We start from the raw sequence: 24,658 nt of genomic DNA, 5'->3' as shown, positions 1-24,658 counted from the left end.
AAATGGAGTGGTTTGTATGGGCCCATGGCTCGATAGCGTGACCGGGTGGCTGGCCGCCAATCCGCAGTGGCTGGCCGCCGCCGTGTTCATCGTGGCCTGCGTGGAATGTCTGGCGATTGCCGGGTTGATCGTGCCCGGCACAGTATTGCTGTTTGCCGTAGCAGTGCTGGCCGGCAGCGGTGCACTGTCGTTGAGCGAAACCCTGTTGCTGGGCTTTCTCGGCGGGATTCTCGGCGATGTGGTTTCGTATTTCCTCGGTCGCCACTTCCACCAGAATATCCGGCGCTTGCCGGGGTTGCGCCATCATCCGGAATGGATGGCCGGCGCCGAAACCTATTTCCAGCGCTACGGCATCGCCAGCCTGCTGGTCGGGCGTTTCATTGGCCCGTTGCGGCCAATGTTGCCGATGGTCGCCGGGATGTGCGACATGCCCTTCCCGCGCTTCGCCGCCGTAAGTCTGCTGGCAGCCGCCGGCTGGAGTCTCGCCTACCTGCTGCCGGGCTGGGCCACCGGGGCGGCGATTCGCCTGCCACTGCCGGAAGGTTTCTGGCTGCAGGCCGGGATCGTTGCCGGCAGCATCGCGGTGATGGTCGGCCTGAGCGCCAACAGCAGCCTGCGCCGCCATCGCCGGGCCGCGATCTGGATCGGCAGCATGAGCCTGTTGATCCTGATCGGCTTGTTCATCGGTTACCCATATCTGACCGCCCTCGATCAGGGCGTCATGACCCTGGTACAGGAACACCGCCGCCCGGCGCTGGATGAGGTGGCAGTGGTTTTTACCCTGATCGGTGAATTTCGCAACATGCTGTTGTTCAGCGCCCTGCTGACCGCGCTGTTGTTGCTGTGCCGTCAGTGGCGCCATGCGATTTTCGTGGGCGGCACCCTGCTCGTCACGGCCCTGGCCAATACCGGAACCAAACTGTTTTTCGCCCGGGTACGCCCCGAAGTACTCACCGATCCGCTCACCAGCTACAGCATGCCCAGCGGCCATGCGTCCGGATCGTTCGCGCTGTTCCTGGCGCTCGCCGTGCTGGCCGGACGCGGGCAGCCGTCGCGCCTGCGCCTGACCTGGCTGTTGCTCGGTTGTATACCGGCGCTGGCCATTTCCCTGTCAAGGGTGTATCTGGGCGCGCACTGGCCAACCGATGTCCTGGCCGGCGCCATGCTCGCTGCCTGCGTGTGCGCGGCGGGTCTGTGGTTCAGTCAACGCCAGGCACCTCTGGGTGCGATGCCGCAGAAAGTCTGGTGGCTGATATTGCCGGCGCTGGTCGCCCTGTTTGGTTTCTTCGTCTTGCGGCACCTGCCACACACCTTGTTGCGATATGCCTACTGAGCCTGCGCTCCACGCTGAGCGGCGCACGCCTGGGCGGTGAACGCCGGCAAACATTTGGCAAAGTAAAAGCTCATGAACAAGTCCGTGCCCCATGCCACATTCCGGCAGCTGCACCACAAACGGACTTGTGAAAAGAGCGATGACTTTGATGAATCAACCGATCCACCCACTTCGGGCTGACCGACCGTCAGCGCCAATCAAAATATCCGACCCGACCGGCCAATCGGATCAGGCCATCCGGAACAGCCCCTCGCACTCGGGAAAAAAGCCGGGGCTCGCGGACCTGGACGCCCTGTTCGGTCCGTTGCGCATCGGTGAATACAGCGTCAGTCGCCAGACACTTCAAGCATTGGGTGGACGGGTCAACGGGCAACCCCTGTCGCCGACCACCACCTACTTTGCCGAACCTGACCAGGCATTCATCGATGCGCTGGAATTCGATACCGTTCAGATGGAACAACGGATGCGCTCCGTGCCCTCGCCGGAAAACCACCAGATCCCGCCCCTGCTGTACGAAATCGTCACCCAGCGCTCCCCCCATGCGGCACCGCTCATGCGCGAAATGCCCACAGGCGAGTTCGCTGACGCCATGAACAAGATCAATCATTTGCTGAACGCCACCCAACGTCTCGACATTCGTCGGGATCCGCTGCCCGAGCACTTGCCGGACTGGGTCGACAAAGCCAAAAGTCGCGGAATGACCAGCATGGGCGTCGGAATGCAGGCGTATGGACTCTACAGCGCTTACATCGGGGCTATCGATGCCCTGAAGAAAGGCGATACGCATGAAGCGCTGATAAACGTTGGCGGAGGCGCCGCGGAAATCACCTCACTGGGCGTCGAGTACGCGCTGAGCAAGAGCGGGGAGCAAATGCTCCGTCAGGGGTCAATGGCCTTCGAACAATTCGGCAGGACGTCCATGGGCAAGTGGCTCTGTCGCGGGGCCGGGTTGATCGCCAGCGTGCTGACACTGCCGTTCGATATCTACGTCGCGATCAAATCCTTCAACGATGCCGCCAAGACTCAGGGCAAGGAAGCACAGGATCTGTATGTGACGGGCGGGCTGAGCGTGTTCAGCGGCGCATTGTCCCTGGCACTTGGCTGCGCGGCATTGGCGGGTTTCCAGGCAGCGGGCCCGGTGGGGATTGCCGCTGCCGCAATAATGATCGTCGGGGCCAAGATCTATGGTGCCGTGCGAGCCGTCGACGACATTGACGATTACATCGAGCTGACGGTGAACGAGCGCTGGCGCGCCGGCTGGTTTGCGTTCACCGGACAGGATCAGGACAAGGCGCTCATGGATCGATTGCTGATCGCCAGGACCACCGCGGACTATGCCAAAGCCCTGAAAACTCGCAGCCTGAATTGGCTGAACAGTGAATTCAGGGAAACCGTCGATGTGATTGTCAACGGTCGATTTGAAGTGACGCTGCAACCCACCCGCCTCTATCGCTATCAATGGGACAAAGACAAGGGTGAAACGCCCTGCACCCTCGAAAACCTCCCTGTCATCAAAGATACGGACGACTCATATGACGCGCGTGAGGGCTTACCAGATTCGGACTACGTCGTCTCCATCACCGCAAGTGACCCTGCCAAAGGGGTTTTCTGGAATCTGGGCGGTGGCCATGACACGGTGCAGGGCATTCAGGAAAAGCCGAATTTCTTCAGCTACACCACAGGCCGGAAAACCCTCAGTGGTGGCAACAGAAACGACTCCTTTGTATTTCAGTCGGCATCAGAAGCACTCTCATACGATCCGATCAGGGCCAGCGAGCTGTCGGGTGGAGACGGAATCGATCTGTTGTGGCTTCAAGGTACGCACAGGCACCTGGATCATGTCCTCGCCCCACCCCGCCACCTCGGTTATGACATAGACCTGAAAAACGGCAAGCTGTCGCTGCGACCCGTGAACCCGATGTCAGAGCCGGTGCTGCATTCGACGCTCGAGTCCATCGAAAAGGTCGAAACACTTGCCGGCGCAACCAATCGGGTCATCGGCTCCGATCAGGCGGACAGCATTGCGGCCAATGGCAACGATCACGTCGATGCCGGCGCCGGAAATGATCAGATATCTGTACGTGGCCTGCATGTCACCGTCGACGGCGGTCGCGGCAGTGATACCTATTATCTCGATCCGATGAGCCTCAAGGTCTCCATCACCGAGGACGGCCTGGAGCCGAGCAAGGTCTATCTGGGGGTATCGATGGAAGCCATCCAGCGCTGGTTCATCCGGGATAACGCGCTGGTGATCGAGTCGCTTCGAGACGATGATCCGCGCTCGCCCAGGCGCGAACTGATACTGGAGAACGCTTACCGGCCCCTCGATGGCAAACGCATCCTGCACCACGACAAATGGGCGTTCATCACCCAGGACGGTTTCCATTTGCAACCGGACTGGCCTGGCGAGATTCCGCAGCACGGCGATCTGCCCATCAGTGTCACCCTCCTCACATCGGGCATACCCAAGGCATCTCCGGTGCAGATCAACGATCATCCGCACGTTCTGGCAGCTCGGGCACAGTCCCACTATTTCGTCTCCCGCCAGACCCGTCGCGCCGCCCTGATCGCCCCGAAAGACAGCCTTCCGTCGCACAGCACCGTGTATGTCGATTTCGACAGCGAGGAAATTGTCAGCGTCCGTGCCACTTACGTGGTGAGCATCACGGAGATGGAGGCGTTCACGTTCCTCGATTACGACAATGTCCATTTCACCCTCACCTTCGCTGGAGGGGCCCGGCTCTCGTTGCATGCAAACGTGACAGGAAGTCAGGATCGGAAGACTGACATGGGCGCCGGTAACATGGCCGCCGGGTGGGCAATGAATCATCCCTTGACCCTGGTGATGCGTGATGGTGTTTCCTACCACCTGGACTTTCCCCGGAACGACTATCTGGAGGATGCAAAAAATCCGGGGTACCGGGTCATCGAAAGCCGTGCCTCACTGCGCGAGCGGGCCGGCCGATACCTGTTCGTCAGTCCCTCTGTCAGCAAGCGCTCCCTGAAGAACACGCCGCAACGGGTCGACTTTCTGGCCACCGAGCACAACGCAACCTATTGGCTGGAAGGAAGATCGGCAAGCTATGAGCTTTTTCTCGCGAGCAATCTCTCCATCCGTCTGTCCACCGCCGACGCTGACGCCAGACTTTCCGGATCCTCCACCTGGCTGATTCATACCCACCTTTTGCAGGAGAAGGTCACCCTTCGCGACCTGAGCATCAACAACGACCTGATCAAAATCGGCAGTGTTCACCTTCACCTGCCGGACAGCAACGATCCAGGACTGCCACTGGAAACCGTCGAGGTGGCGATCTCGTCCGGGAACCGTTACCGGATCAATGCCCTGTTCGAGGTGATTGGTCTCTGCGCTGCGGATGCCCGGGCCTACCCGACAATTGATGCCCTGGTTCAGGACGTCATTGACCATCAGCGTCGCGACGAACTTGAAAGCAATGATGTGCAGGTCCTGAATCTGCGTCTGCGCGATGGCGACTCCGACCGGATTTTCTACAACGTCGCCACCGACAGCTGGAGGCTCGCCAGCGACCCGTCCCGGGTGATATCGATCGAACACCTGTCCATCGTCAAGGAATGACACCATGCGCCCCAAATCACCCCCACTGCCGGCAGTGTCCAGGATCAACACATCTGCCGACCCGTCACTGCAACCTCCCCGGCTGCGGCCAACGGGTCAGGCCCCACAATCACCTGATTCACTTTCCGGTCCGGTCATATCGGGCAATCGAACCCTGGGGCATCAACTGCCATCCGCAGCGACACCCGTTCCGCCAGGCGTCAAAGTCTCGGACCTGCCTGAGGTGCCCCGGGCATCGGCAACCCTGTTGAGCGACTATCTGTTGAGCCCCGGCCTGCTGCGCAACATGCAACCGGCCAATGAAGAAGGCTTGCGCTATGTCGTCGGACGCAAGTTCGTCGATGTGAAAAACCACGGCACCGTATATGTGGAGTTCGATCCGAACCTGGGCACCTATCGGGCGATGGATCTGTACAGGAAGCTGGCACCGGGACCTGCACTTTACAGAAACATCGACGAATCAACCTGGAGCCCTGCTCGACAGATCGATACCGTCCATCCGCTCAAGCGCCCGCATCCGGATATTCATGACGCTGAAGCGGCGGTGCCGGCAAGGCAGCCGCGAATCACATTGATGCCCGCCCGATTGAAAGCCACGACGTCCGAACTGCTGGATACACACTTCGCACGGTTGTACCCGCAGATGACTCAAGCGGAACGGCTCATGGAATTGCGCTCGTACAATCTATCGCCTCTCCAGCACGTCCGGCTGCGCGACGACCTGGCCGCCCATCCATCAGCGCTTCCGCAATGGCTCGCAGAGCACAAGCGCCGCTCACTGAACGCAGACGACCCAGCCCGCTATGAAGCACTGCATCAGGAAATAGAACCCCTGCTTCGGCCACTGAGAAACGGCAGGTTGTTGCTCAGTCATTTGGGCGACTACGGCGATTTCAGCGAGAGCGTCAGTGGTGAATTCCTCGACGGATTCCTTGCAAGGCTGGGCTACCTGCGCAACGGCAGCGACGTCCTGTACCGCACAGACATCCCGGCCCTGTTCCGGGCCGATGAACGGACGCCCTTTGAGTTCTACAACGATGACCGGATGTTGCCGCGACTCAAGCATCCTCGTGGAGCAACCACCGAGAAACCGATCAGCGCAACCGTCAGTCTGAAGCGGGTTGAGCGATATGCAGGCAGAGGCACGGGCTCCCCCGATCCAGAGTATCTGCTCTACAACAACCAGAAAAACAAATACCCCGGACGCAAGCCCGGTGACTCCGACAATGAATCAGGGGAATCCGACAATGACTGGTCCGAGGCTTCGGATGTGGAACTCGACTCCGAACGCAATTACGAAACCGTCCGGCACAATCAGACGATCATATTCGCCTACATCATCGACACGCGAAAAATGGAGGTCGTGCCGAGAGAGGAGAATCACCTGCTCAACAACGCCGCGAGGAACAAGGGTGCGTGGTTCCCGGAGGATGAACTTGAAGCGCTGATTTCAACGTCGAAACGGGGCATCGAGTCGGAACGTCTCTGGCTGCTCGACTCCACCCTCACTCGCGCGGCGAAAGTCGATGACATCGCTTATGAGGCAGGCTATCGACAGCGCAATGACATCGAAGCGCGGACCCATCAAGGCGTCGACAACCGATACGAATACGATGCCCTGATCGACAAGGTCGCCAACGCCGGCAAGCCGGTACTGACACTGGGCAAGGACAAGGAGTGGTTCGCCAACGACATCATCTGGCCCGAATAGCGTTTTTGGCTCTAGGCAAACAGCTCGCCCTGCAACTCATCGAGTAGCGCCTGGATCGCATCCAGCCGCTGCTGCGGATCATCGAGTTGCAGCAGGTCGATCTTGTCTTCCTCGGCAAACGGCAGCAGATAAGCCAGCTGATTGGCCAATGACTGCTGCCCCGCCGCATCTGCGCCCATGTTCAGCGCCTCGACCATCGGGTGTTCGGCCAGTGCCTTGAGCAGCGCCACCAGATCGGCGTCTTCATCCTGCAACGGTTGCTCGGGCTCTTCGTCGAGCCACTCGACCTCGGCCACGATCAATTGATCGCGCTGCACGTCGGTGCGCTGCACGATGAAGCGCCGCCCGCCCTGCACCCGGATGCCCAGCAGTCCGTTGTCCTGCTGCTGGAAATCGGTGATGCGCGCTTCGCAGCCGACCATGGCGAAACCTTCCGGCGCGACGCCGACTTCACTGCCTTCAAGGATGCACACCACACCGAACCCACCGCCCTGTTTCATGCAGCGGCCGATCATGTCCAGATAGCGCGCCTCGAAGATCTGCAAATCCAGATTGCAGCCGGGAAACAGCACCGTGTTCAGCGGAAAAAGCGGCAGACTCATAGACATTTCCTTACACCACCATCGACACCGCCAACGGCAGGAACACCGCCGTGGCCACGCCCATCAGACTCATCGCCAGCGCCGCGAAGGCGCCGCATTCATCGCTTTCCTGCAACGCCACCGACGTACCGACCGCGTGCGCTGTCATGCCCAGCGCCATGCCGCGCGCCTCGGGGCTGTGTACGCCCAGGCGAGTCAGCAGCGCCGGGCCGAAGATCGCACCGATCACCCCGGTGATCAACACAAACACCGCCGCCAGTGCCGCGACACCGCCGATCTGCTCGGCCACCAGCATGGCGATCGGCGAGGTCACCGACTTGGGCGCCATGGTCATCAGGATCATGTGATCGGCACCGAACCACCAGCCCAGCGCCACCCCCATGCCCGTGGCGACCACGCCGCCTATCACCAGCGTAGTAAAAATCGGCCAGAACAATTGGCGGATGCGCCGCAGGTTCAGATACAGCGGCACCGCCAGCGCAACGGTCGCCGGGCCCAGCAGAATGCTGAGGATCTCGGTGCTCTTGCGGTACTCGGCGTAGGTCAGGCCGCAGCCGACCAGCACGCCGATCACCAGCAGCATCGAGACCAGCACCGGTTGCAGGAAGATCCAGCGGGTTTTCTCGAACGCCGCCAGCACCAGTTGATAGGCACCCAACGTGATGCCGATACCGAACAGGGGGTGGTGAATCACCGAGGCCCAGGCGCCTTGCCAGTCAAACAGCATCAGGAATCCTCCGAAGGCGGCGCGTGACGCTTGACCAGCCGTTGCATCAGCACCCCGGCGAAGGCCATCGACAGAATCAGCGACACCATCAACGCCCCGACGATGGCCCAGAAATCCGCGGCAATCGCCGTGGCATACACCATCACCCCCACCGCTGGCGGCACCAGCAGCAACGGCAGGTAACGCAGCAGGCTGCCGGCCGCGAGGTTCAACGGCTCGCCGACTTCACCGCGCACGATCAGGAATACCAGCAACAGCAAAAGGCCGATGATCGGCCCCGGCAGCACCGGCAACAGCAAATGATTGAGGGCCGTGCCGAGCAATTGAAACAGCACCAGCCACGTCAGGCCACGTAGCAACATCCGACATCTCCGTCTTACTTTCCAACCCGCAAGTCGTCGGCATTATAAGCACGCCTGCGCTATGGATCGGCATTCGCCAAAAGCATGGTCGGTTGACCTGAGCAAATCGCCATGATGATCTACAGTGGTTCGCAGGGCGGTCAAATCCCCCACCTGAAAAACTATAAAACCGATGAACCCAAGGAGAGTCTCAATGCCCTATGTTCCAGTTGCAGAGCTCAAAGATTATGTCGGCAAGGAACTCGGACGTTCCGAATGGCTCACCATCGACCAGGAGCGCATCAACCTGTTCGCCGAAGCCACCGGGGATTATCAGTTCATCCATGTCGACCCGGTCAAAGCCGCGCAAACGCCATTTGGCAGCACCATTGCACACGGTTTCCTGTCGTTGTCACTGATCCCAAAACTGATGGAAGACATCCTGGTCCTGCCGCAAGGCGTGAAGATGGTGGTCAACTACGGCCTGGACAGCGTGCGTTTCATCCAGCCGGTCAAGGTCAATTCCAAGGTCCGGCTCAAGGTCGACCTCGGTGAAGTGACCGAGAAAAAACCTGGCCAATGGCTGCTCAAGGCCACCGCCACCCTGGAGATCGAAGGCTCGGACAAACCGGCCTACATCGCCGAACCGCTGTCGCTCTGCTTCGTTTAAGCGCCTGGATGCGAAACGGCTCACGCTGTTTCGCATCCGCTCCTCCCTGCCGGCTGTATAAGGTCACATAGCTGCGGCATACTCGGTCGCCTAATTGCCCGGATCCCGCTATGCGCTCATTCGCCCCTCTTGCTCCCCTTGCCTTGACACTGTTGCTGGCCGCGTGTGGCGACGGCGAATCGCTGTTGCCGCCGGATGCGCGCCTGCCCGACGGCGGCCGCTATCGCGGAGAACTGGTCAATGGCTTGCTGCAAGGTCAGGGCCGGGTCGACTACCCCAACGGCAGCTGGTACGCCGGGTCGTTCGACAAGGGGCAATGGCATGGCCAGGGCGAATGGCATGGCAGCAATGGCGAGGTCTATCGCGGCAACTTCCAGCAAGGGCTGTTCGACGGCCAGGGCACGCTGACCACCAACGCCGGCAGCTACACCGGCGGTTTCAAGCAGGGCCGGCGCGAAGGCGAAGGCACCCTCAAAGAAAACGCGATGACCTATCGCGGCGAGTTCAAGGCCGACCAGTATTCCGGTCTCGGTCGCCTCGAGCTGGATGACGGCAGCTCTTACCAGGGCCAGTTCGCCCACGGCAAACCCAACGGCGAAGGCCAGCGCGGCGATGCCAGCGGCAATCAGTTCACCGGCCACTTCGTCAATGGCCAGCTCGAAGGCAACGGCACCTTCAACAGTGCCGACGGCGACATCTACGTCGGCGGCTTCAAGAACAATCAACTGCACGGCAAGGGCCGCTACGAAAACGCCGACGGCGATGTGTGGCTCGGGCAGTTCAAGGAAGGCGCGCTGACCGGCAAGGGCGAACTGATCGGCGCCGACGGCAGCCACTACATCGGCTACTTCAACGACTGGCGCTTCAGCGGTCAGGGTCGCCTGAACCTGTCCGATGGCAGTTTCTACGTCGGCGGATTCGACAGCGACAGCTATTCCGGACGCGGCACCCTGGTGCTCACCGATGGCAGCGTGCTCAGCGGCACCTGGATCAACGGCCAGCGGGTACGCGATGCCGACGGCAAATTACTGCCGGACACCCTCGAACTCGGCCTGCTGGCCCAGGGTCGTCTGCTCGACGAGGCGCTGGCCAATGTGCCGGCCTCGACCCCGGCGGTGGAGCTCTACACCCTGACCCTCGGCGGCGACGGCAAGCAGAGCGTGTTCCTGCGCGAATCCGACTACGTGGCGAACATGCTCACCAGCCGCTTTGGCGCGTTTGGCCAGATTCGTCTGGTCAACCACCGCGACCACCTCGGCGACCGGCCGATGGCCACCCGTGAAAATCTGCGGCGCGCCGCTCAAACCCTGGCCGAACGCAGCGGCCCGGAAGACCTGGTGTTCATCTACCTGACCAGCCACGGCACCGCCGAGCACGAACTGGTGCTCGATCAGCCGCGCATGGAACTGGCCGACCTGCCCGCCGACGAACTCGCCGCCGTGCTCGCGCCCCTGAAGAATCGCGACAAGATCATTGTCATCTCCTCGTGCTATTCCGGTGGTTTCATTCCGGCGCTGAAGGACGAACGCACGCTGATCATGACCGCCTCACGCGCCGACCGCGTGTCGTTCGGCTGCTCCGAAGAAGCCAACTTCACCTACTTCGGCGATGCCCTGTTTGCCCAGGCGCTGAACCAGACCGACGACCTGGAGCAAGCCTTCAAACTGGCCAAGGCTACGGTCGCCGAGCGCGAACTGGCGGACAACTTCGAAGCCTCTGAACCGCAGATCTGGGCGCCGAAAACCGTGCTGGCGCACTGGCAACTGCTGCGTAAACAGCAAGCGAGAAAAGCCTTGCAAAGTGCTGCGTTGAACGACGGAGCGACAAAGAGCAACTAAGCTGAACAGTATCAAGGGAGAGACACTATGTACTTGACGCCTCAGCATGTCTTGCTTGCCGGAGCCACCGGATTAACCGGTGAACATCTGCTCGACCGTCTGCTCAACGAGCCGACGATCAGCCGCGTCCTTGCCCCCTCACGCCGGCCGCTGGCGGAACATCCGCATCTGGAAAACCCGGTCGGCGATCCACAGACGTTCCTTCCACAACTGGCCGGCCGGGTCGACATCGCGTATTGCTGCCTCGGCACCACCATCAAACAGGCTGGCTCTGAAGAGGCGTTTCGCGCCGTGGATCTGGACATGGTGGTGGCGTTCGCCAAGCGCGCCCGGGAAATGGGCGCAAGGCACCTGATCGTGATCAGCGCCCTGGGGGCCGATCGTCGGTCCTCGATTTTCTACAACCGGGTCAAAGGCGAGATGGAATACGCGTTGCGCGCGCAGGACTGGCCGCAACTGACCATCTGCCGGCCATCGCTGTTGCTTGGCGAACGCAGCGAGCCCCGTCTGGGCGAACAGCTTGCCGCGCCATTCTCCAAATTGATTCCCGGCAAATACCGCGGTATCGAAGCCTGCCAACTGGCCCGCGCCATGTGGCGGTTGGCGCTTGAGGAACAGGACGGAGTGCGGATCGTCGAGTCAGATGAATTGAGAAAGCTCGGCAAGTAAAAACAAAAAATCGCAGCCATCGGCTGCGATCTTTTTAGAGCCCGCCTGTCGCCTGAAAGCCTACGCCGATCACTGTCAGCAACGACAACGGCAACAGCAGCGTATCGAGCAACGCGCTGGCCGGCAGATCCACACCGGGATAGCTCGGTGCCTCGGCGCCAAACCGGTCCATCGCACAACACCCGCCATTCATCGCATACAGATCCAGCCGTGTGCCGGAATACACCACCGGCGCGCCGGGCTTGGCGGCATCCAGCGTGCGCGCGGTGGCGCAGCCGGTCAGTTGCAGGGCCAGCGCCATCAGCAACACAGCAGCCAGCAGCTTATTCATCGCTGCTCAGATGGTGTTCGCCCCAGCGCGGCAGCATGTCCTGGGGAATGCCCAGCAGATTGAGAATCCGCGCCACCACGAAATCGATCAGGTCATCAATCGTCTGTGGTTGGTGATAGAAACCCGGTGAGGCCGGCAGGATGGTCACGCCCATGTTCGACAACTTGAGCATGTGTTCCAGATGAATGCTCGAATACGGCGCTTCGCGCGGCACCAGAATCAACTGGCGACGTTCCTTCAACGTCACGTCCGCCGCCCGTTCGATCAGGTTGTTGCAGGCGCCGGTGGCAATGGCCGACAAGGTGCCGGTCGAGCATGGCACCACCACCATGGCGGCCGGGGCGCCGGAACCCGAGGCCACCGGTGACATCCAGTCTTCCTTGCCGTACACGCGGATCTGCCCGGCAGCCGCGCCGGTGTATTCGGTGAGGAACGCCTGCATCATTTGCGGCTTGGCCGGCAACGCCACGTCGGTCTCGGTGGCCATCACCAATTGCGCAGCCTTGGAGATCAGGAAGTGCACCTCGCGATCCTCGCGCACCAGGCAATCCAGCAGGCGCAAGCCGTACTGGGCGCCGGACGCGCCGGTCATCGCCAGTGTGATGCGTTCGGGGCCGTTGCTCTGCAAACGAGTGTTCATTTCAGCGCCTCGGCGAGTTTGCCGTGCAGGCCGCCGAAGCCGCCGTTGCTCATGATCACCACGTGAGTGCCGGGCTGAGCCTGGCTCTTCACGCGCTCAATGATGCCTTCCAGCGAATCACTGACGATCGACGGCACGGTGCACAACGCGGCGGTGCCTGCCAGATCCCAGCCGAGGTTGGCCGGGGCGTACCAGATCACTTGATCGGCATCGACCACGCTGTCCGGCAGACCGTCACGGTGGGCGCCGAGCTTCATCGAGTTGGAGCGCGGCTCGATGATCGCGATCAGCGGCGCATCGCCGATACGTTTGCGCAGGCCATCAAGAGTGGTGGCAATCGCGGTCGGGTGGTGGGCGAAGTCATCGTAGATGGTGATTCCCCGAACTTCCGCGACTTTCTCCATCCGGCGTTTCACGCTCTTGAACGCGCTCAACCCGGCGATGCCCATCGACGGTACAACGCCGACATGACGCGCCGCGGCCAGAGTGGCCAAGGCGTTGGCAACGTTGTGCTGACCGGTCAACTCCCACTCGACCACGCCTTGGGACACGCCTTCGAACATCACTTCAAACGCCGAGCCGTCGTCCTTCAGCAACTTGACCTGCCACTGACCGCCGGCACCGGTGGTTTGCACCGGGGTCCAGCAGCCCATCTCGATCACACGCTGCAAGGCCGGTTCGGTGGTCGGGTGAATCACCAGGCCTTCGCTCGGGATGGTGCGCACCAAGTGGTGGAACTGCCGCTCGATGGCTGGCAGATCGGGGAAGATGTCAGCGTGATCGAACTCAAGGTTGTTGAGGATCGCCGTGCGCGGACGGTAGTGGACAAACTTCGATCGCTTGTCGAAGAACGCGCTGTCGTATTCGTCAGCCTCGATCACGAAGAACGGCGTACTACCCAGACGTGCCGACACCGAGAAGTTCTGCGGCACGCCGCCGATCAGGAAGCCCGGGCTCATGCCGGCGTGTTCCAGTACCCAGGCGAGCATGCTGCTGGTGGTGGTCTTGCCGTGCGTACCGGCAACCGCCAGCACCCAGCGACCTTGCAGCACATGGTCGGCCAGCCATTGCGGGCCGGAAACGTACGGCAGGCCTTTGTTCAGCACATATTCCACTGCCGGATTGCCGCGGGACATGGCGTTGCCGATCACCACCAGATCCGGTGCCGGATCAAGCTGCGCCGGGTCGTAGCCCTGGGTCAACTGAATGCCCTGAGCTTCGAGCTGGGTGCTCATCGGCGGATAGACGTTGGCATCGGAGCCCGTCACGTGATGGCCCAGCTCTTTGGCCAGAACCGCCATCGAGCCCATGAAAGTCCCGCAGATACCCAGAATATGAATGTGCATAGTCGACCTCGTAAAACATGGCCGCAGGTTAGCGCAGGGAGGGGGAAATCGCACTCTTTAGCTGATCACCCGACATGATCGTTCCCACGCTCTGCGTGGGAATGCAGCACAGGACGCTCTGCGTCCAAAAGCGGACGCGGAGCGTCCGGGGAGACGTTCCCACGCAGAGCATGGGAACGATCGGCAGGAGTATTCAGGCGGTTCGGGCGATCCCGTGCTTGCGCAACTTTCTATAAAGCGTATTGCGACTGACGCCCAGTTGCTGCGCCGTATGGGTCATATGCCAACGCGTATGTTCCAGCGCATTGAGCAACGCCAGTCGCTCGGCATCTTCCAGCGGTTGTGCGGATGACGCTTCATCGGCTTTTACCAACAGTGGCTGAACCTGCCGAAACATCGCGGGCAGATCATCCAGCCCGATCCGCCCTTCATCGCACAACGCCGCCAGCGTGCGCAGCACATTGCGCAACTGCCGCACATTGCCCGGCCAGTTGAACCGCAGCAACGCCTGGCGCGCCGGTTCTTCGATCAGAATCGTTTCCCCGCCCGCCTCTTCGGCCAGCAGAAAATCGAGCAGCTGCGATTTGTCACTGCGCTCGCGCAATGGTGGCAGCGCCACTTCCAGCCCGTTGAGCCGGTAGTAAAGGTCTTCCCGAAAGCTGCCATCACCGACCCGCTCCAGCAAATTGCGGTGGGTGGCGCTGATGATCCGCACGTTGACCGCTTCCGGCTCGCCGCCGATCGGCACCACTTGCCGGTCTTCCAGCACTCGCAGCAGTCGGGTCTGCAGAGCCAGCGGCATGTCACCGATTTCATCGAGGAACAGCGTGCCGCCATCGGCCTGCTGCAACTTGCCGCGCATACCGTCCTTGCGCGCGCCGGTGAAGCTGCCGCCGCGATAGCCAAACAATTCGCTTTCGATCAGGCTTTCGGGAATCGCCGCGCAGTTGAGGGCAACGAAGGCTTTGCCGGCACGTTGACTGGCGTTATGCACAGCCTTGGCGAACGCTTCCTTGCCGGAGCCGGTTTCACCATTGATCAGCAGCGGAACGTCACGCTCGAACACCCGCAGCGACTTGCGGAAATCCGCCTGCAACGCCGCATCCCCCAGGCAAATCCCGGCAAGACGCGGCGCTTCCACAGGCGCGGGAGCCGGCGCGACCGGCAGCGGCCGGCGGGTCTCACCGCGCAGCACCGCAAACAGATGCCGCCCGTCACGGGTGCGCAGCGGCCAACTGGCGCTGGCATTGGCACTGGCACGCCCGAGCAACTCATCCAGCGAACAATCGAAAAACGCCTCCACCGGTTTGCCCAGCAAACCACCGCGAATATGGCCGAGCAGGTTCAAGGCACTCTGATTGACCGCGCTGATCCGCCCTTCCCCGTCAAACGCCAGCAACCCTTCGCTGAACAGCCCGACAGACTCGGCCTGAAGATGAAAACGCAGCAGCCATTGGTTATCGAAACAGCGCAGGAAGTAGCAGCTCTCGATCATCTTCGCCGACAGATTGACCAGCGCCATGGTGTGGAACTGGCTCTGGCGCGAGACGTCATGCCGAGCCGAGGAAACATCGAGCACCGCCAGCAGCTCGCCGTGCGGGTCGAACACCGGGCTCGCCGAGCAGGTCAGGCCGGTGTGACGGCCACGGAAGTGTTCATCCTGATGAATGGTCAGGGCCTGACGCTCGACAAGGCAGGTGCCGATACCGTTGGTGCCCTCGCAGGCCTCGCTCCAGTCGGAGCCCAACCACAGGCCGGCGCGTTCGAAAATCTTGCGTTCGGCCGGGGCGGTCACGCAGTTGAGGATCACCCCACGCGCGTCAGTCAGCAGCACCGCATGGCCGGCGCCGGAGAGTTGTTGATGCAGGCTGCTCATTTCATTGCCGGCGATCTGCAACACCTGTTGCAGCCGTTCGCGGCTTTCGAGGACGCGCCCGTGTTCGAGCACGGTCGGCGCCATGGTCAGGGCCGGGTCGAGGTGATAGTCCTCAAGACAACGCAGCCACGAGCGGGCAATCGACGGGTCGGCACCGGGGCCATGCAGGTGCGACTTGCCCTGGGTGACGGTGAGAACCTGTTGGGCATGGCGACTCAAATGGTTGTCGTGCATTTCTTATTATTCTCCCCGAGGCTCATCGGCCCATGCGTGAAGTGGTGACCAGCATCCTCCAGCCAACCGGTCTTTGCAATGCTGGCAAGACCGTCCGGTCATGGGCTGTGCCATAAGCGGTACAAACTGTCACCCGAGCTGTACCAATACCGTCACGGACGCTTGCCACTTGTCCGACACAAATCGCGCAAGGCCTTGATTTGCCTGCCCTGCACGGCAGTGGCCCGACCTTTGCTCTACGCTTATAGCAAGCGCTCATGCGCGTCTCTCTGATAAATACAACAGCCAAGGAGAACATCATGCGTTACGCTCACCCCGGTACTGAAGGCGCCAAAGTCTCGTTCAAAAGCAAGTACGGTAACTACATCGGCGGCGAGTTCGTCGCGCCTGTCAAAGGTCAGTACTTCACCAACACCTCGCCAGTAAATGGCCAACCGATTGCCGAATTCCCGCGCTCCACTGCCGAAGACATCGAAAAGGCCCTGGACGCCGCCCACGCTGCTGCCGATGCCTGGGGTTCCACTTCTGCCCAGGCCCGTTCGCTGATCCTGCTGAAAATCGCCGACCGCATCGAACAGAACCTCGAAACCCTGGCGATCACCGAAACCTGGGACAACGGCAAAGCCATCCGCGAAACCCTCAACGCCGACATCCCGCTGGCTGCCGACCACTTCCGCTATTTCGCCGGGTGCCTGCGCGCCCAGGAAGGCAGCGCCGCCGAGATCGATGGCAACACCGTCGCTTATCACATCCATGAACCGCTGGGCGTGGTCGGCCAGATCATCCCGTGGAACTTCCCGATCCTGATGGCCGCGTGGAAACTCGCCCCGGCCCTGGCGGCCGGCAACTGCGTGGTGCTCAAGCCTGCCGAGCAAACCCCGCTGGGCATCAGCGTGCTGCTGGAACTGGTCGGCGACCTGCTGCCGCCGGGCGTGCTCAACGTGGTGCAAGGGTTCGGCAAAGAAGCCGGCGAAGCCCTGGCCACCAGCAAGCGCATCGCCAAGATCGCCTTCACCGGCTCGACCCCGGTCGGCTCGCACATCATGAAATGCGCCGCCGAAAACATCATTCCGTCCACCGTGGAACTGGGCGGCAAGTCGCCGAACATCTTCTTCGAAGACATCATGCAGGCCGAGCCAAGCTTCATCGAAAAAGCCGCCGAAGGCCTGGTGCTGGCGTTCTTCAATCAGGGCGAAGTCTGCACCTGCCCGTCCCGTGCACTGGTTCAGGAATCGATCTATCCGCAGTTCATGGAAGCGGTGATGAAGAAAGTCAGCCAGATCAAACGTGGCGACCCGCTCGACACCGACACCATGGTCGGCGCCCAGGCGTCCGAGCAGCAATTCGACAAGATCCTTTCGTACCTGGAAATCGCCAAGGGCGAAGGTGCCGAACTGCTGACCGGCGGCAAGGTGGAAAAACTCGAAGGCAACCTGGCTTCCGGTTACTACATCCAGCCGACCCTGCTCAAGGGCACCAACAAAATGCGTGTGTTCCAGGAAGAAATCTTCGGCCCGGTGGTGAGCATCACCACGTTCAAGGACGAAGCCGAAGCCCTGGCGATTGCCAACGACACCGAGTTCGGCCTCGGCGCCGGCCTCTGGACCCGCGACATCAACCGCGCCTATCGCATGGGCCGCGCCATCAAGGCCGGTCGTGTGTGGACCAACTGCTACCACCTGTACCCGGCGCACGCCGCGTTCGGCGGGTACAAGAAATCCGGTGTCGGCCGTGAAACCCACAAGATGATGCTCGACCACTACCAACAGACCAAAAACCTGCTGGTGAGCTACGACATCAATCCGCTGGGCTTCTTCTAAAACCTGAGGGCGATACAGATATTTCTGTGTCGCCCTCCAGATAGCTATCGCTGGCAAGCCAGCTCCCACAGGTTTCTGTGATGCACCCATTATTGAGATCGGCAGAGATCACTGTGGGAGCTGGCTTGCCAGCGATGGCGCCCTTGATGACACAACACCCAAAGCCTGGCCGCTCTGGCACGGGCCTTGCGTACCCGTCATTCAGGATTTGCAGGAACACTGCCGCTGCGTGAACAGCATCCACCTACTCAACCGCTGCACCCGAAAGTCCAACAGATCGAACAATAAAAAAGACAGAGAGGACTTATGACTTCCACCACACAGCTCAAACCCACACTCGGCACCCTGCACCTCTGGGGCATTGCCGTCGGCCTGGTGATCTCCGGCGAATACTTCGGCTGGAGTTACGGCTGGGGCACCGCGGGAACCCTGGGTTTCCTGGTCACGGCCCTGATGGTCGCCACCATGTACACCTGTTTCATCTTCAGTTTCACCGAACTGACCACCGCGATTCCCCACGCAGGCGGGCCGTTTGCCTACAGCCGTCGGGCATTCGGCGAGAAAGGCGGATTGATCGCCGGCATCGCCACCCTGATCGAATTCGTGTTCGCCCCGCCCGCCATTGCCATGGCCATCGGCGCCTATCTGAATGTGCAATATCCGGGGCTCGATCCAAAACTCGCGGCGGTCGGCGCGTATTTCGTGTTCATGACCCTGAACATCCTCGGCGTCAGCATCGCTGCGACCTTCGAGCTCGTAGTTACCGTGCTGGCGGTCGCCGAACTGCTGGTGTTCATGGGCGTGGTCGCACCGGGCTTCAGCTTCAGCAACTTCGTGCTCAACGGCTGGTCCGGCGCCAATGAGTTCACGATGGGCTCGATTCCGGGCATTTTCGCGGCGATTCCCTTCGCGATCTGGTTCTTCCTCGCCATCGAAGGCGCGGCCATGGCGGCCGAGGAAGCCAAGGATCCGAAACGCACGATTCCACGGGCCTACGTCAGCGGCATCCTGACCCTGGTGTTCCTGGCCATCGGCGTGATGGTTATGGCCGGCGGCGTCGGCGACTGGCGCCAACTGTCGAACATCAACGACCCGCTGCCGCAGGCGATGAAAGCGGTGGTCGGCAACAATTCGACGTGGATGCACATGCTGGTGTGGATCGGCCTGTTCGGTCTGGTGGCAAGTTTCCACGGGATCATCCTCGGCTACTCGCGGCAATTCTTCGCTTTGGCCCGGGCCGGTTATCTGCCCAAAGGCCTGGCCAAACTCTCGCGCTTCCAGACCCCGCACCGGGCGATCCTGGCCGGCGGCGTGGTCGGCATCGCGGCGATCTACAGCGACGGTCTGGTCAATCTGCAAGGCATGACCCTGACGGCGGCGATGATCACCATGTCGGTGTTCGGCGCCATCGTGATGTACATCATCAGCATGCTCAGCCTGTTCAAACTGCGCAAAACCGAGCCGAACCTGGAGCGCACCTTCCGCGCACCGGGCTATCCGGTGGTGCCGGCCATCGCGCTGTTCCTGGCCGTGGTGTGCCTGGTGGCGATGGCCTGGTTCAACACGCTGATCGGCTGTGTGTTCCTCGGCTTCATGGCCGCCGGTTACCTGTATTTCCAGCTGACCGCCAAGCAACGCTCCGAGGCACCGGCAGACGCTATGCTCGAAGGTATCTAAACGCTTACTGAGGTGCACCGGCATCGGGCCTCGTGCCCGGTGCCCGCACTAAAAGCATTCATTCAGGAGGAACGCGCCCAATGGCCGCATTTGCCCATACCGTCGGCGCCCAGACCTACCGCTTCGACAGCCTCAAGGACGTGATGGCCAAGGCCAGCCCGGCGCGCTCCGGAGACTTCCTGGCGGGCGTCGCCGCCCTTAACGATGGGGAGCGAGTCGCCGCGCAAATGGCGCTGGCCGACATCCCGCTCACGCATTTCTTGCAGGAAGCGCTGATTCCCTACGAATCCGATGAAGTCACCCGACTGATCATCGACAGCCATGACAAACAGGCCTTTGCGGTCGTCAGCCATCTCACGGTTGGCGGCTTTCGCGACTGGCTTCTGAGCGAAGCGGCCGATGAGCAGAGCCTGCGCGAGCTCGCCCCCGGCCTGACGCCGGAAATGGTTGCCGCAGTATCGAAAATCATGCGCGTGCAGGATCTGGTGCTGGTGGCGCAGAAGATCCGCGTCGTCACCAAATTTCGCGGCACCTTGGGCCTGCGTGGACGGTTATCCACAAGGCTGCAACCCAATCACCCGACCGACGAACCGTCCGGCATCGCCGCGAGCATTCTCGACGGCCTGCTGTACGGCAACGGCGACGCGATGATCGGCATCAACCCGGCCACCGACAGCATCGCCTCGATCTGCGCGATGCTGGAAATGCTCGACGCGATCATCCAGCGCTACGACATTCCGACCCAGGCCTGCGTGTTGACACACGTCACCACCTCTATAGAAGCGATCAACCGTGGGGTGCCGCTGGATCTGGTGTTCCAGTCGATCGCCGGCACCGAAGCGGCCAACGCCAGTTTCGGTATCAACCTGAACATCTTGCAGGAAGGTTATGAAGCAGGCCTGAGCCTCAATCGTGGCACCCTCGGGCAGAACCTGATGTATTTCGAGACCGGCCAGGGCAGTGCACTGTCAGCCAACGCCCACCACGGCGTCGATCAACAGACCTGCGAGACCCGGGCCTACGCCGTGGCGCGGCATTTCAAGCCGTTTCTGGTGAACACCGTCGTGGGATTCATCGGCCCGGAATACCTCTACAACGGCAAACAGATCATCCGCGCCGGCCTCGAAGATCATTTCTGCGGCAAGCTGCTCGGCGTGCCGATGGGCTGCGACATCTGCTACACCAACCACGCCGAAGCCGACCAGGATGACATGGACACCCTGCTGACCCTGCTCGGCGTGGCCGGGATCAACTTCATCATGGGCATCCCCGGCTCCGACGACATCATGCTCAACTACCAGACCACCTCGTTCCACGACGCGCTCTATGCGCGTCAGACCCTGGGCCTGAAACCGGCGCCGGAGTTCGAACAGTGGCTGGCGAACATGGGTATCTTCACCCAGGCGGACGGCAAGGTCCGCTTCGGCAACAACCTGCCGCCGGCCTTTCGTCAGGCCTTGGCGCAACTGGGATGAGTCAGATGGAAAAACCGCCCCTCGATCCGCAAAACCCGTGGCTGGAGCTGCGTCGTCTGACCCCGGCGCGCATTGCCCTAGGGCGCACTGGCACCAGCCTGCCGACGAGTGCACAACTGGATTTCCAGTACGCCCACGCCCAGGCGCGGGATGCGGTGCATTTGCCGTTCGATCACGCCGCGCTGAGCGCTCAACTGAATGAACGCCAGCGTGAAAGTCTGCTGCTGCACAGCGCGGCGGTGGATCGCAACAGCTACCTGCAACGCCCGGATCTGGGGCGCAAGTTGAGCGATCAATCGGCGCAAGCCCTGCGCGAATACGCCGAGGCGCATCCGGGCGGTGTGGATCTGGTGATTGTGGTGGCGGATGGTCTGTCGGCGCTGGCGGTGCATCGACATACCCTGCCGTTCCTGACCCGTCTGGAAGAACAGATGAGCGCCGATGAATGGTCGACAGCGCCGGTAGTGCTGGTGGAACAGGGCCGCGTGGCGATTGGCGATGAAATCGGCCAATTGCTGGGCGCGAAAATGGTCGTGATGCTGATTGGAGAGCGTCCAGGTCTCAGCTCGCCGGACAGCCTGGGTTTATATTTCACCTACAATCCAAAGGTCGGCCTCACCGATGCCTACCGCAACTGCATCTCCAATGTGCGGCTGGAAGGACTCAGCTACGGCATGGCGGCGCATCGCTTGCTGTATCTGATGCGCGAAGCCTGTCGGCGCCAGCTGTCGGGCGTCAATCTGAAGGACGAGGCGCAGGTTCAGACGCTGGAATCGGAAGCCGGTGCAGACATGAAGAGTAATTTCCTACTCGATCCGCCCCCAGCCTGAACCGTTTCCGCATTGCCTTTCTGCGCCGGTTTCAGGCAGGATCGATGCACGGCCGCCCGGGTTTCCCATCGCCGTCAGAGCACGTGAAGACAGCCACTTGAAGGACGAGACCTACCATGCGGATTATCCAAGCGACCCTCGAACACCTGGATTTGCTGACCCCGTTGTTCGTTAAGTACCGCGAGTTTTATGGCTCCCTGCCCTATCCGGACTCGTCCCGGGCCTTTCTCGAAAAGCGCCTGCGACGCAAGGAATCGGTGATCTACCTGGCCCTGGCCGATGACGACGACAGGAAGCTCATGGGCTTCTGCCAGCTCTACCCGAGTTTTTCCTCCCTGTCGCTCAAGCGCGTGTGGATCCTCAACGACATCTACGTCGCCGAAGACGCCCGCCGTCAGCTCGTGGCCGACAACCTGATCCGCACCGCCAAGAAAATGGCCAAGGAAACCCAGGCCGTGCGCATGCGTGTCTCCACCAGTGCCGACAACGAAGTGGCGCAGAAAACCTACGAATCCATCGGATTCAAGGAAGACACCGAGTTCAAGAACTACGTGCTGCCGATCAGCGACGAGCTCTGATCGCGGGATGCCCTGCGGGGAGGGAGCCGTCTCCCTTCCCGAAATGAATGCCAACCCGACATTTATTCACACCGACATCCCCCGCTACAAAACCAACGCGCTTTTCACCCCTCAGCCCGTATAATCCCGATCTTTCCGGCTTGTAAGAAAAACTACACCCGCTTGTAGGCTTACACGAAGTCATCCGCACAGGCCTGCCGAGTCAGGCCGTCACCACAGGTGCCTCCATGGATTTCAACCCGCTCGACCTTATCCTGCATCTCGACGTTTACCTCGACCTGCTGGTGAATAATTACGGGCCATGGATCTACGCCATCCTGTTTCTGGTGATCTTCTGCGAGACCGGTCTGGTCGTGATGCCATTCCTGCCGGGTGATTCCCTGCTGTTCATCGCCGGCGCAGTGGCTGCGGGCGGCGGTATGGATCCGGTATTGCTGGCGGGCCTGCTGATGCTCGCGGCGATCCTCGGCGACAGCACCAACTACGTGATCGGACGAACGGCCGGTGAAAAACTGTTCAGCAATCCGAATTCGAAGATCTTCCGCCGCGACTATCTGCAACAGACCCACGACTTTTACGACAAGCACGGTGGCAAGACTGTAACCCTGGCGCGCTTCCTGCCGATCATCCGGACCTTTGCCCCGTTCGTCGCCGGTGTCGCGAAGATGCCTTACCCGCGCTTCTTCGGGTTCAGCGTGTTCGGTACGGTTCTGTGGGTCGGCGGTCTGGTGACGCTGGGCTACTTCTTCGGCAACGTGCCGTTCATCAAGAAAAACCTGTCGCTGCTGGTGGTTGGCATTATTCTGCTGTCGCTGATTCCGATGATCATCGGCGTGGTTCGCAGCCGTTTCGGCGGCGCCAAAGCCCAATCGCACTAAGCCGATGTGGTCGCTGAGCGCCTGGCGCCGCCGGCGCATTCTGGCGAAGCACCCGATTGCCGACGATATGTGGCAGCGGGTGCGCCATCACCTGAGTTTTCTCGATGGCCTCAGTGCCGAAGAAGACCAGTGGCTGCGCGAAGCCAGCGTGCTGTTCCTCGAAGACAAACACCTGACCGCACTGCCCGGCGTCGAACTGCACCAGGAACAACGCCTGCTGCTCGCTGCCCAGGCCCAATTGCCGCTTTTGCATCTGGGCGATCTGAACTGGTATCAGGGTTTCCACGAAATTGTCCTCTACCCCGACGACTTCCTCAGTCCCCAACGCCATCGCGATGCCAGTGGCGTCGAGCATGAGTGGGACGGCGAACACAGTGGCGAAGCCTGGCAACAAGGGCCGATCATCCTCGCCTGGCCGGGCGTGATGGCCAGTGGTGGCTGGGAAGGATACAACCTGGTGATCCACGAACTGGCGCACAAACTCGACATGCTCAACGGCGACGCCAATGGCCTGCCACCGCTGCACGCCGACATGCGGGTCAGCGACTGGGCCGAGGTGATGCAGGCGGCGTACGACGACCTCAATCGCCAGCTCGACCGCCATCCCGATGCCGAAACCGCCATCGACCCGTATGCCGCCGAGAACCCGGCCGAATTCTTCGCCGTCACCAGTGAGTACTTCTTCAGCGCTCCGGATCTGCTGCACGAGGCTTATCCACAGGTGTATGCGCAGTTGCAGCTTTTCTACCGCCAGGATCCGTTGGCGCGCCTGAAGCAACTTCAGGCCACCGACCCGGTCTATCAGGCTCACGAGTAAAGGTCTGCACGACTTCCGGTACGTGGCGTCCACGGCAGAATATGCCTATAATCGCCGCCACTTTTTGGTCAATCCGGCCAAGTGTTTTTGGTCAACTAACGGGGGCAACGCCCAATGAGCTACAGCAAGATTCCGGCTGGCAAAGACCTGCCGAACGACATCTACGTCGCGATCGAGATCCCGGCCAACCACGCGCCGATCAAATACGAAATCGACAAAGACAGCGATTGCCTGTTCGTTGACCGTTTCATGGCCACCCCGATGTTCTACCCGGCCAACTACGGTTACATCCCGAACACCCTGGCTGACGACGGTGACCCCCTCGACGTGCTGGTCGTAACCCCTTACCCGGTGGCGCCAGGCTCGGTGATCCGCGCGCGTCCGGTCGGCATCCTGAACATGACCGACGACGGCGGCGGCGATGCCAAAGTCATCGCCGTTCCACACGACAAGCTGTCCCAGCTGTATGTGGACGTGAAGGAATACACCGACCTGCCGGCCCTGCTGATCCAGCAGATCGAGCACTTCTTCGCGAACTACAAGGATCTCGAAAAAGGCAAATGGGTGAAAATCGAAGGCTGGGACGGCGCAGACGCCGCCCGCGCCGCGATCACCAAGTCGGTTGCTGCCTACAAAGGCTAAGCCTCGCGACACGCTTGAAGAAAACCCC

21 protein-coding genes are annotated in these 24,658 nt (G+C 61.1%); 14 read left to right on the top strand and 7 right to left on the bottom strand.

Going from position 1 to position 24,658, the window contains the following annotated elements:
• Positions 1-16 precede the first annotated feature (16 nt).
• The 3 genes from ACTJK7_RS19395 (at position 17) to ACTJK7_RS19385 (ending at position 6,639) form a co-directional block, all read left to right on the top strand.
• Entirely contained in the window at positions 17-1,333 is a 1,317-nt protein-coding gene (locus ACTJK7_RS19395; protein WP_108563338.1) for a bifunctional DedA family/phosphatase PAP2 family protein, read from the top strand.
• A 148-nt stretch (positions 1,334-1,481) separates the two neighbouring features.
• A complete protein-coding gene (locus ACTJK7_RS19390; RefSeq protein WP_323150535.1) occupies positions 1,482-4,928 on the top strand; it encodes a calcium-binding protein in 3,447 nt (1,148 codons plus the stop codon).
• Positions 4,929-5,175: 247 nt separating this feature from the next.
• Entirely contained in the window at positions 5,176-6,639 is a 1,464-nt protein-coding gene (locus tag ACTJK7_RS19385) for a hypothetical protein (protein ID WP_323150534.1), read from the top strand.
• A gap of 11 nt (positions 6,640-6,650) precedes the next feature.
• Here the strand turns inward: ACTJK7_RS19385 and ACTJK7_RS19380 are convergent, their stop codons facing one another.
• Genes ACTJK7_RS19380 through ACTJK7_RS19370 form a run of 3 tightly spaced genes read right to left on the bottom strand, consistent with a single transcriptional unit; the run spans position 6,651 to position 8,330 of the window.
• Positions 6,651-7,241, bottom strand: a complete 591-nt coding sequence (locus tag ACTJK7_RS19380; RefSeq protein ID WP_323150533.1) for an LON peptidase substrate-binding domain-containing protein — start codon at positions 7,239-7,241, stop codon at positions 6,651-6,653.
• Positions 7,242-7,251: 10 nt separating this feature from the next.
• On the bottom strand, positions 7,252-7,968 hold the full coding sequence (locus tag ACTJK7_RS19375) for an LrgB family protein (protein WP_007958637.1): 717 nt from the start codon (positions 7,966-7,968) through the stop codon (positions 7,252-7,254).
• Positions 7,968-8,330, bottom strand: a complete 363-nt coding sequence (locus ACTJK7_RS19370) for a CidA/LrgA family protein (RefSeq protein ID WP_323150532.1) — start codon at positions 8,328-8,330, stop codon at positions 7,968-7,970. The genes ACTJK7_RS19375 and ACTJK7_RS19370 overlap by 1 nt, the downstream gene beginning before the upstream one ends.
• Positions 8,331-8,523: 193 nt before the next feature.
• On the opposite strand from ACTJK7_RS19370, the gene ACTJK7_RS19365 reads away from it, so the two are divergent.
• The 3 genes from ACTJK7_RS19365 to ACTJK7_RS19355 all read left to right on the top strand — a co-directional run bounded on the left by ACTJK7_RS19365 (position 8,524) and on the right by ACTJK7_RS19355 (position 11,486).
• Positions 8,524-8,979 (top strand): MaoC family dehydratase, encoded by a 456-nt coding sequence (locus ACTJK7_RS19365; protein WP_034153755.1) that lies wholly within the window; start codon positions 8,524-8,526, stop codon positions 8,977-8,979.
• Positions 8,980-9,089: 110 nt separating this feature from the next.
• Positions 9,090-10,817, top strand: coding sequence for a C13 family peptidase (locus tag ACTJK7_RS19360; protein ID WP_440780321.1), 1,728 nt, complete (start codon positions 9,090-9,092; stop codon positions 10,815-10,817).
• 27 nt (positions 10,818-10,844) lie between these two features.
• Positions 10,845-11,486 carry an oxidoreductase gene (locus ACTJK7_RS19355; RefSeq protein WP_011336110.1) on the top strand — a complete coding sequence of 214 codons (642 nt, stop codon included), beginning with the start codon at positions 10,845-10,847 and terminating at the stop codon, positions 11,484-11,486.
• 34 nt (positions 11,487-11,520) lie between these two features.
• Here ACTJK7_RS19355 and ACTJK7_RS19350 read toward each other — a convergent pair whose 3' ends face one another.
• The 4 genes from ACTJK7_RS19350 to ACTJK7_RS19335 form a co-directional block, all read right to left on the bottom strand.
• On the bottom strand, positions 11,521-11,817 hold the full coding sequence (locus ACTJK7_RS19350) for a YceK/YidQ family lipoprotein (RefSeq protein ID WP_011336111.1): 297 nt from the start codon (positions 11,815-11,817) through the stop codon (positions 11,521-11,523).
• Complete coding sequence (gene ubiX / locus ACTJK7_RS19345) at positions 11,810-12,457, bottom strand: flavin prenyltransferase UbiX (RefSeq protein WP_440780320.1); 648 nt, start codon at positions 12,455-12,457, stop codon at positions 11,810-11,812. The genes ACTJK7_RS19350 and ubiX overlap by 8 nt, the downstream gene beginning before the upstream one ends.
• Positions 12,454-13,803: a UDP-N-acetylmuramate:L-alanyl-gamma-D-glutamyl-meso-diaminopimelate ligase gene (gene mpl / locus ACTJK7_RS19340; protein ID WP_285357839.1), complete on the bottom strand. Its 1,350-nt coding sequence runs from the start codon at positions 13,801-13,803 to the stop codon at positions 12,454-12,456. The genes ubiX and mpl overlap by 4 nt, the downstream gene beginning before the upstream one ends.
• A gap of 193 nt (positions 13,804-13,996) precedes the next feature.
• The gene (locus ACTJK7_RS19335; protein ID WP_440780318.1) at positions 13,997-15,913 is read right to left on the bottom strand and encodes a sigma-54-dependent Fis family transcriptional regulator; all 1,917 of its coding nucleotides are present in this window, start codon (positions 15,911-15,913) and stop codon (positions 13,997-13,999) included.
• Positions 15,914-16,212: 299 nt separating this feature from the next.
• Between ACTJK7_RS19335 and exaC the strand changes: the two genes are divergently transcribed.
• From exaC to ppa, 8 genes are all read left to right on the top strand, one after another.
• Complete coding sequence (exaC, locus tag ACTJK7_RS19330) at positions 16,213-17,733, top strand: acetaldehyde dehydrogenase ExaC (RefSeq protein ID WP_108563345.1); 1,521 nt, start codon at positions 16,213-16,215, stop codon at positions 17,731-17,733.
• Positions 17,734-18,039: 306 nt separating this feature from the next.
• Entirely contained in the window at positions 18,040-19,410 is a 1,371-nt protein-coding gene (gene eat / locus ACTJK7_RS19325; RefSeq protein ID WP_011336115.1) for an ethanolamine permease, read from the top strand.
• Between the two features lie 80 nt (positions 19,411-19,490).
• Entirely contained in the window at positions 19,491-20,885 is a 1,395-nt protein-coding gene (locus tag ACTJK7_RS19320) for an ethanolamine ammonia-lyase subunit EutB (protein WP_108563346.1), read from the top strand.
• Positions 20,882-21,715 carry an ethanolamine ammonia-lyase subunit EutC gene (gene eutC / locus ACTJK7_RS19315; protein WP_419791430.1) on the top strand — a complete coding sequence of 278 codons (834 nt, stop codon included), beginning with the start codon at positions 20,882-20,884 and terminating at the stop codon, positions 21,713-21,715. The genes ACTJK7_RS19320 and eutC overlap by 4 nt, the downstream gene beginning before the upstream one ends.
• Before the next feature lie 116 nt (positions 21,716-21,831).
• Positions 21,832-22,293: a GNAT family N-acetyltransferase gene (locus ACTJK7_RS19310; protein WP_042610602.1), complete on the top strand. Its 462-nt coding sequence runs from the start codon at positions 21,832-21,834 to the stop codon at positions 22,291-22,293.
• Between the two features lie 227 nt (positions 22,294-22,520).
• Complete coding sequence (locus ACTJK7_RS19305) at positions 22,521-23,171, top strand: DedA family protein (RefSeq protein WP_064382196.1); 651 nt, start codon at positions 22,521-22,523, stop codon at positions 23,169-23,171.
• Positions 23,172-23,175: 4 nt separating this feature from the next.
• Positions 23,176-23,988 (top strand): zinc-dependent peptidase, encoded by an 813-nt coding sequence (locus ACTJK7_RS19300; protein WP_064382197.1) that lies wholly within the window; start codon positions 23,176-23,178, stop codon positions 23,986-23,988.
• Positions 23,989-24,102: 114 nt separating this feature from the next.
• Positions 24,103-24,630, top strand: coding sequence for an inorganic diphosphatase (ppa, locus tag ACTJK7_RS19295; protein ID WP_007933577.1), 528 nt, complete (start codon positions 24,103-24,105; stop codon positions 24,628-24,630).
• Positions 24,631-24,658: the final 28 nt, after the last annotated feature.

Source organism: Pseudomonas sp. 22085 (genome assembly GCF_052045815.1).
In the GTDB taxonomy this organism is placed as follows: domain Bacteria; phylum Pseudomonadota; class Gammaproteobacteria; order Pseudomonadales; family Pseudomonadaceae; genus Aquipseudomonas; species Aquipseudomonas glycinae.
The sequence above is the reverse complement of the archived record's forward strand: the minus strand, read 5'-3'. Positions and strand labels throughout refer to the sequence as shown.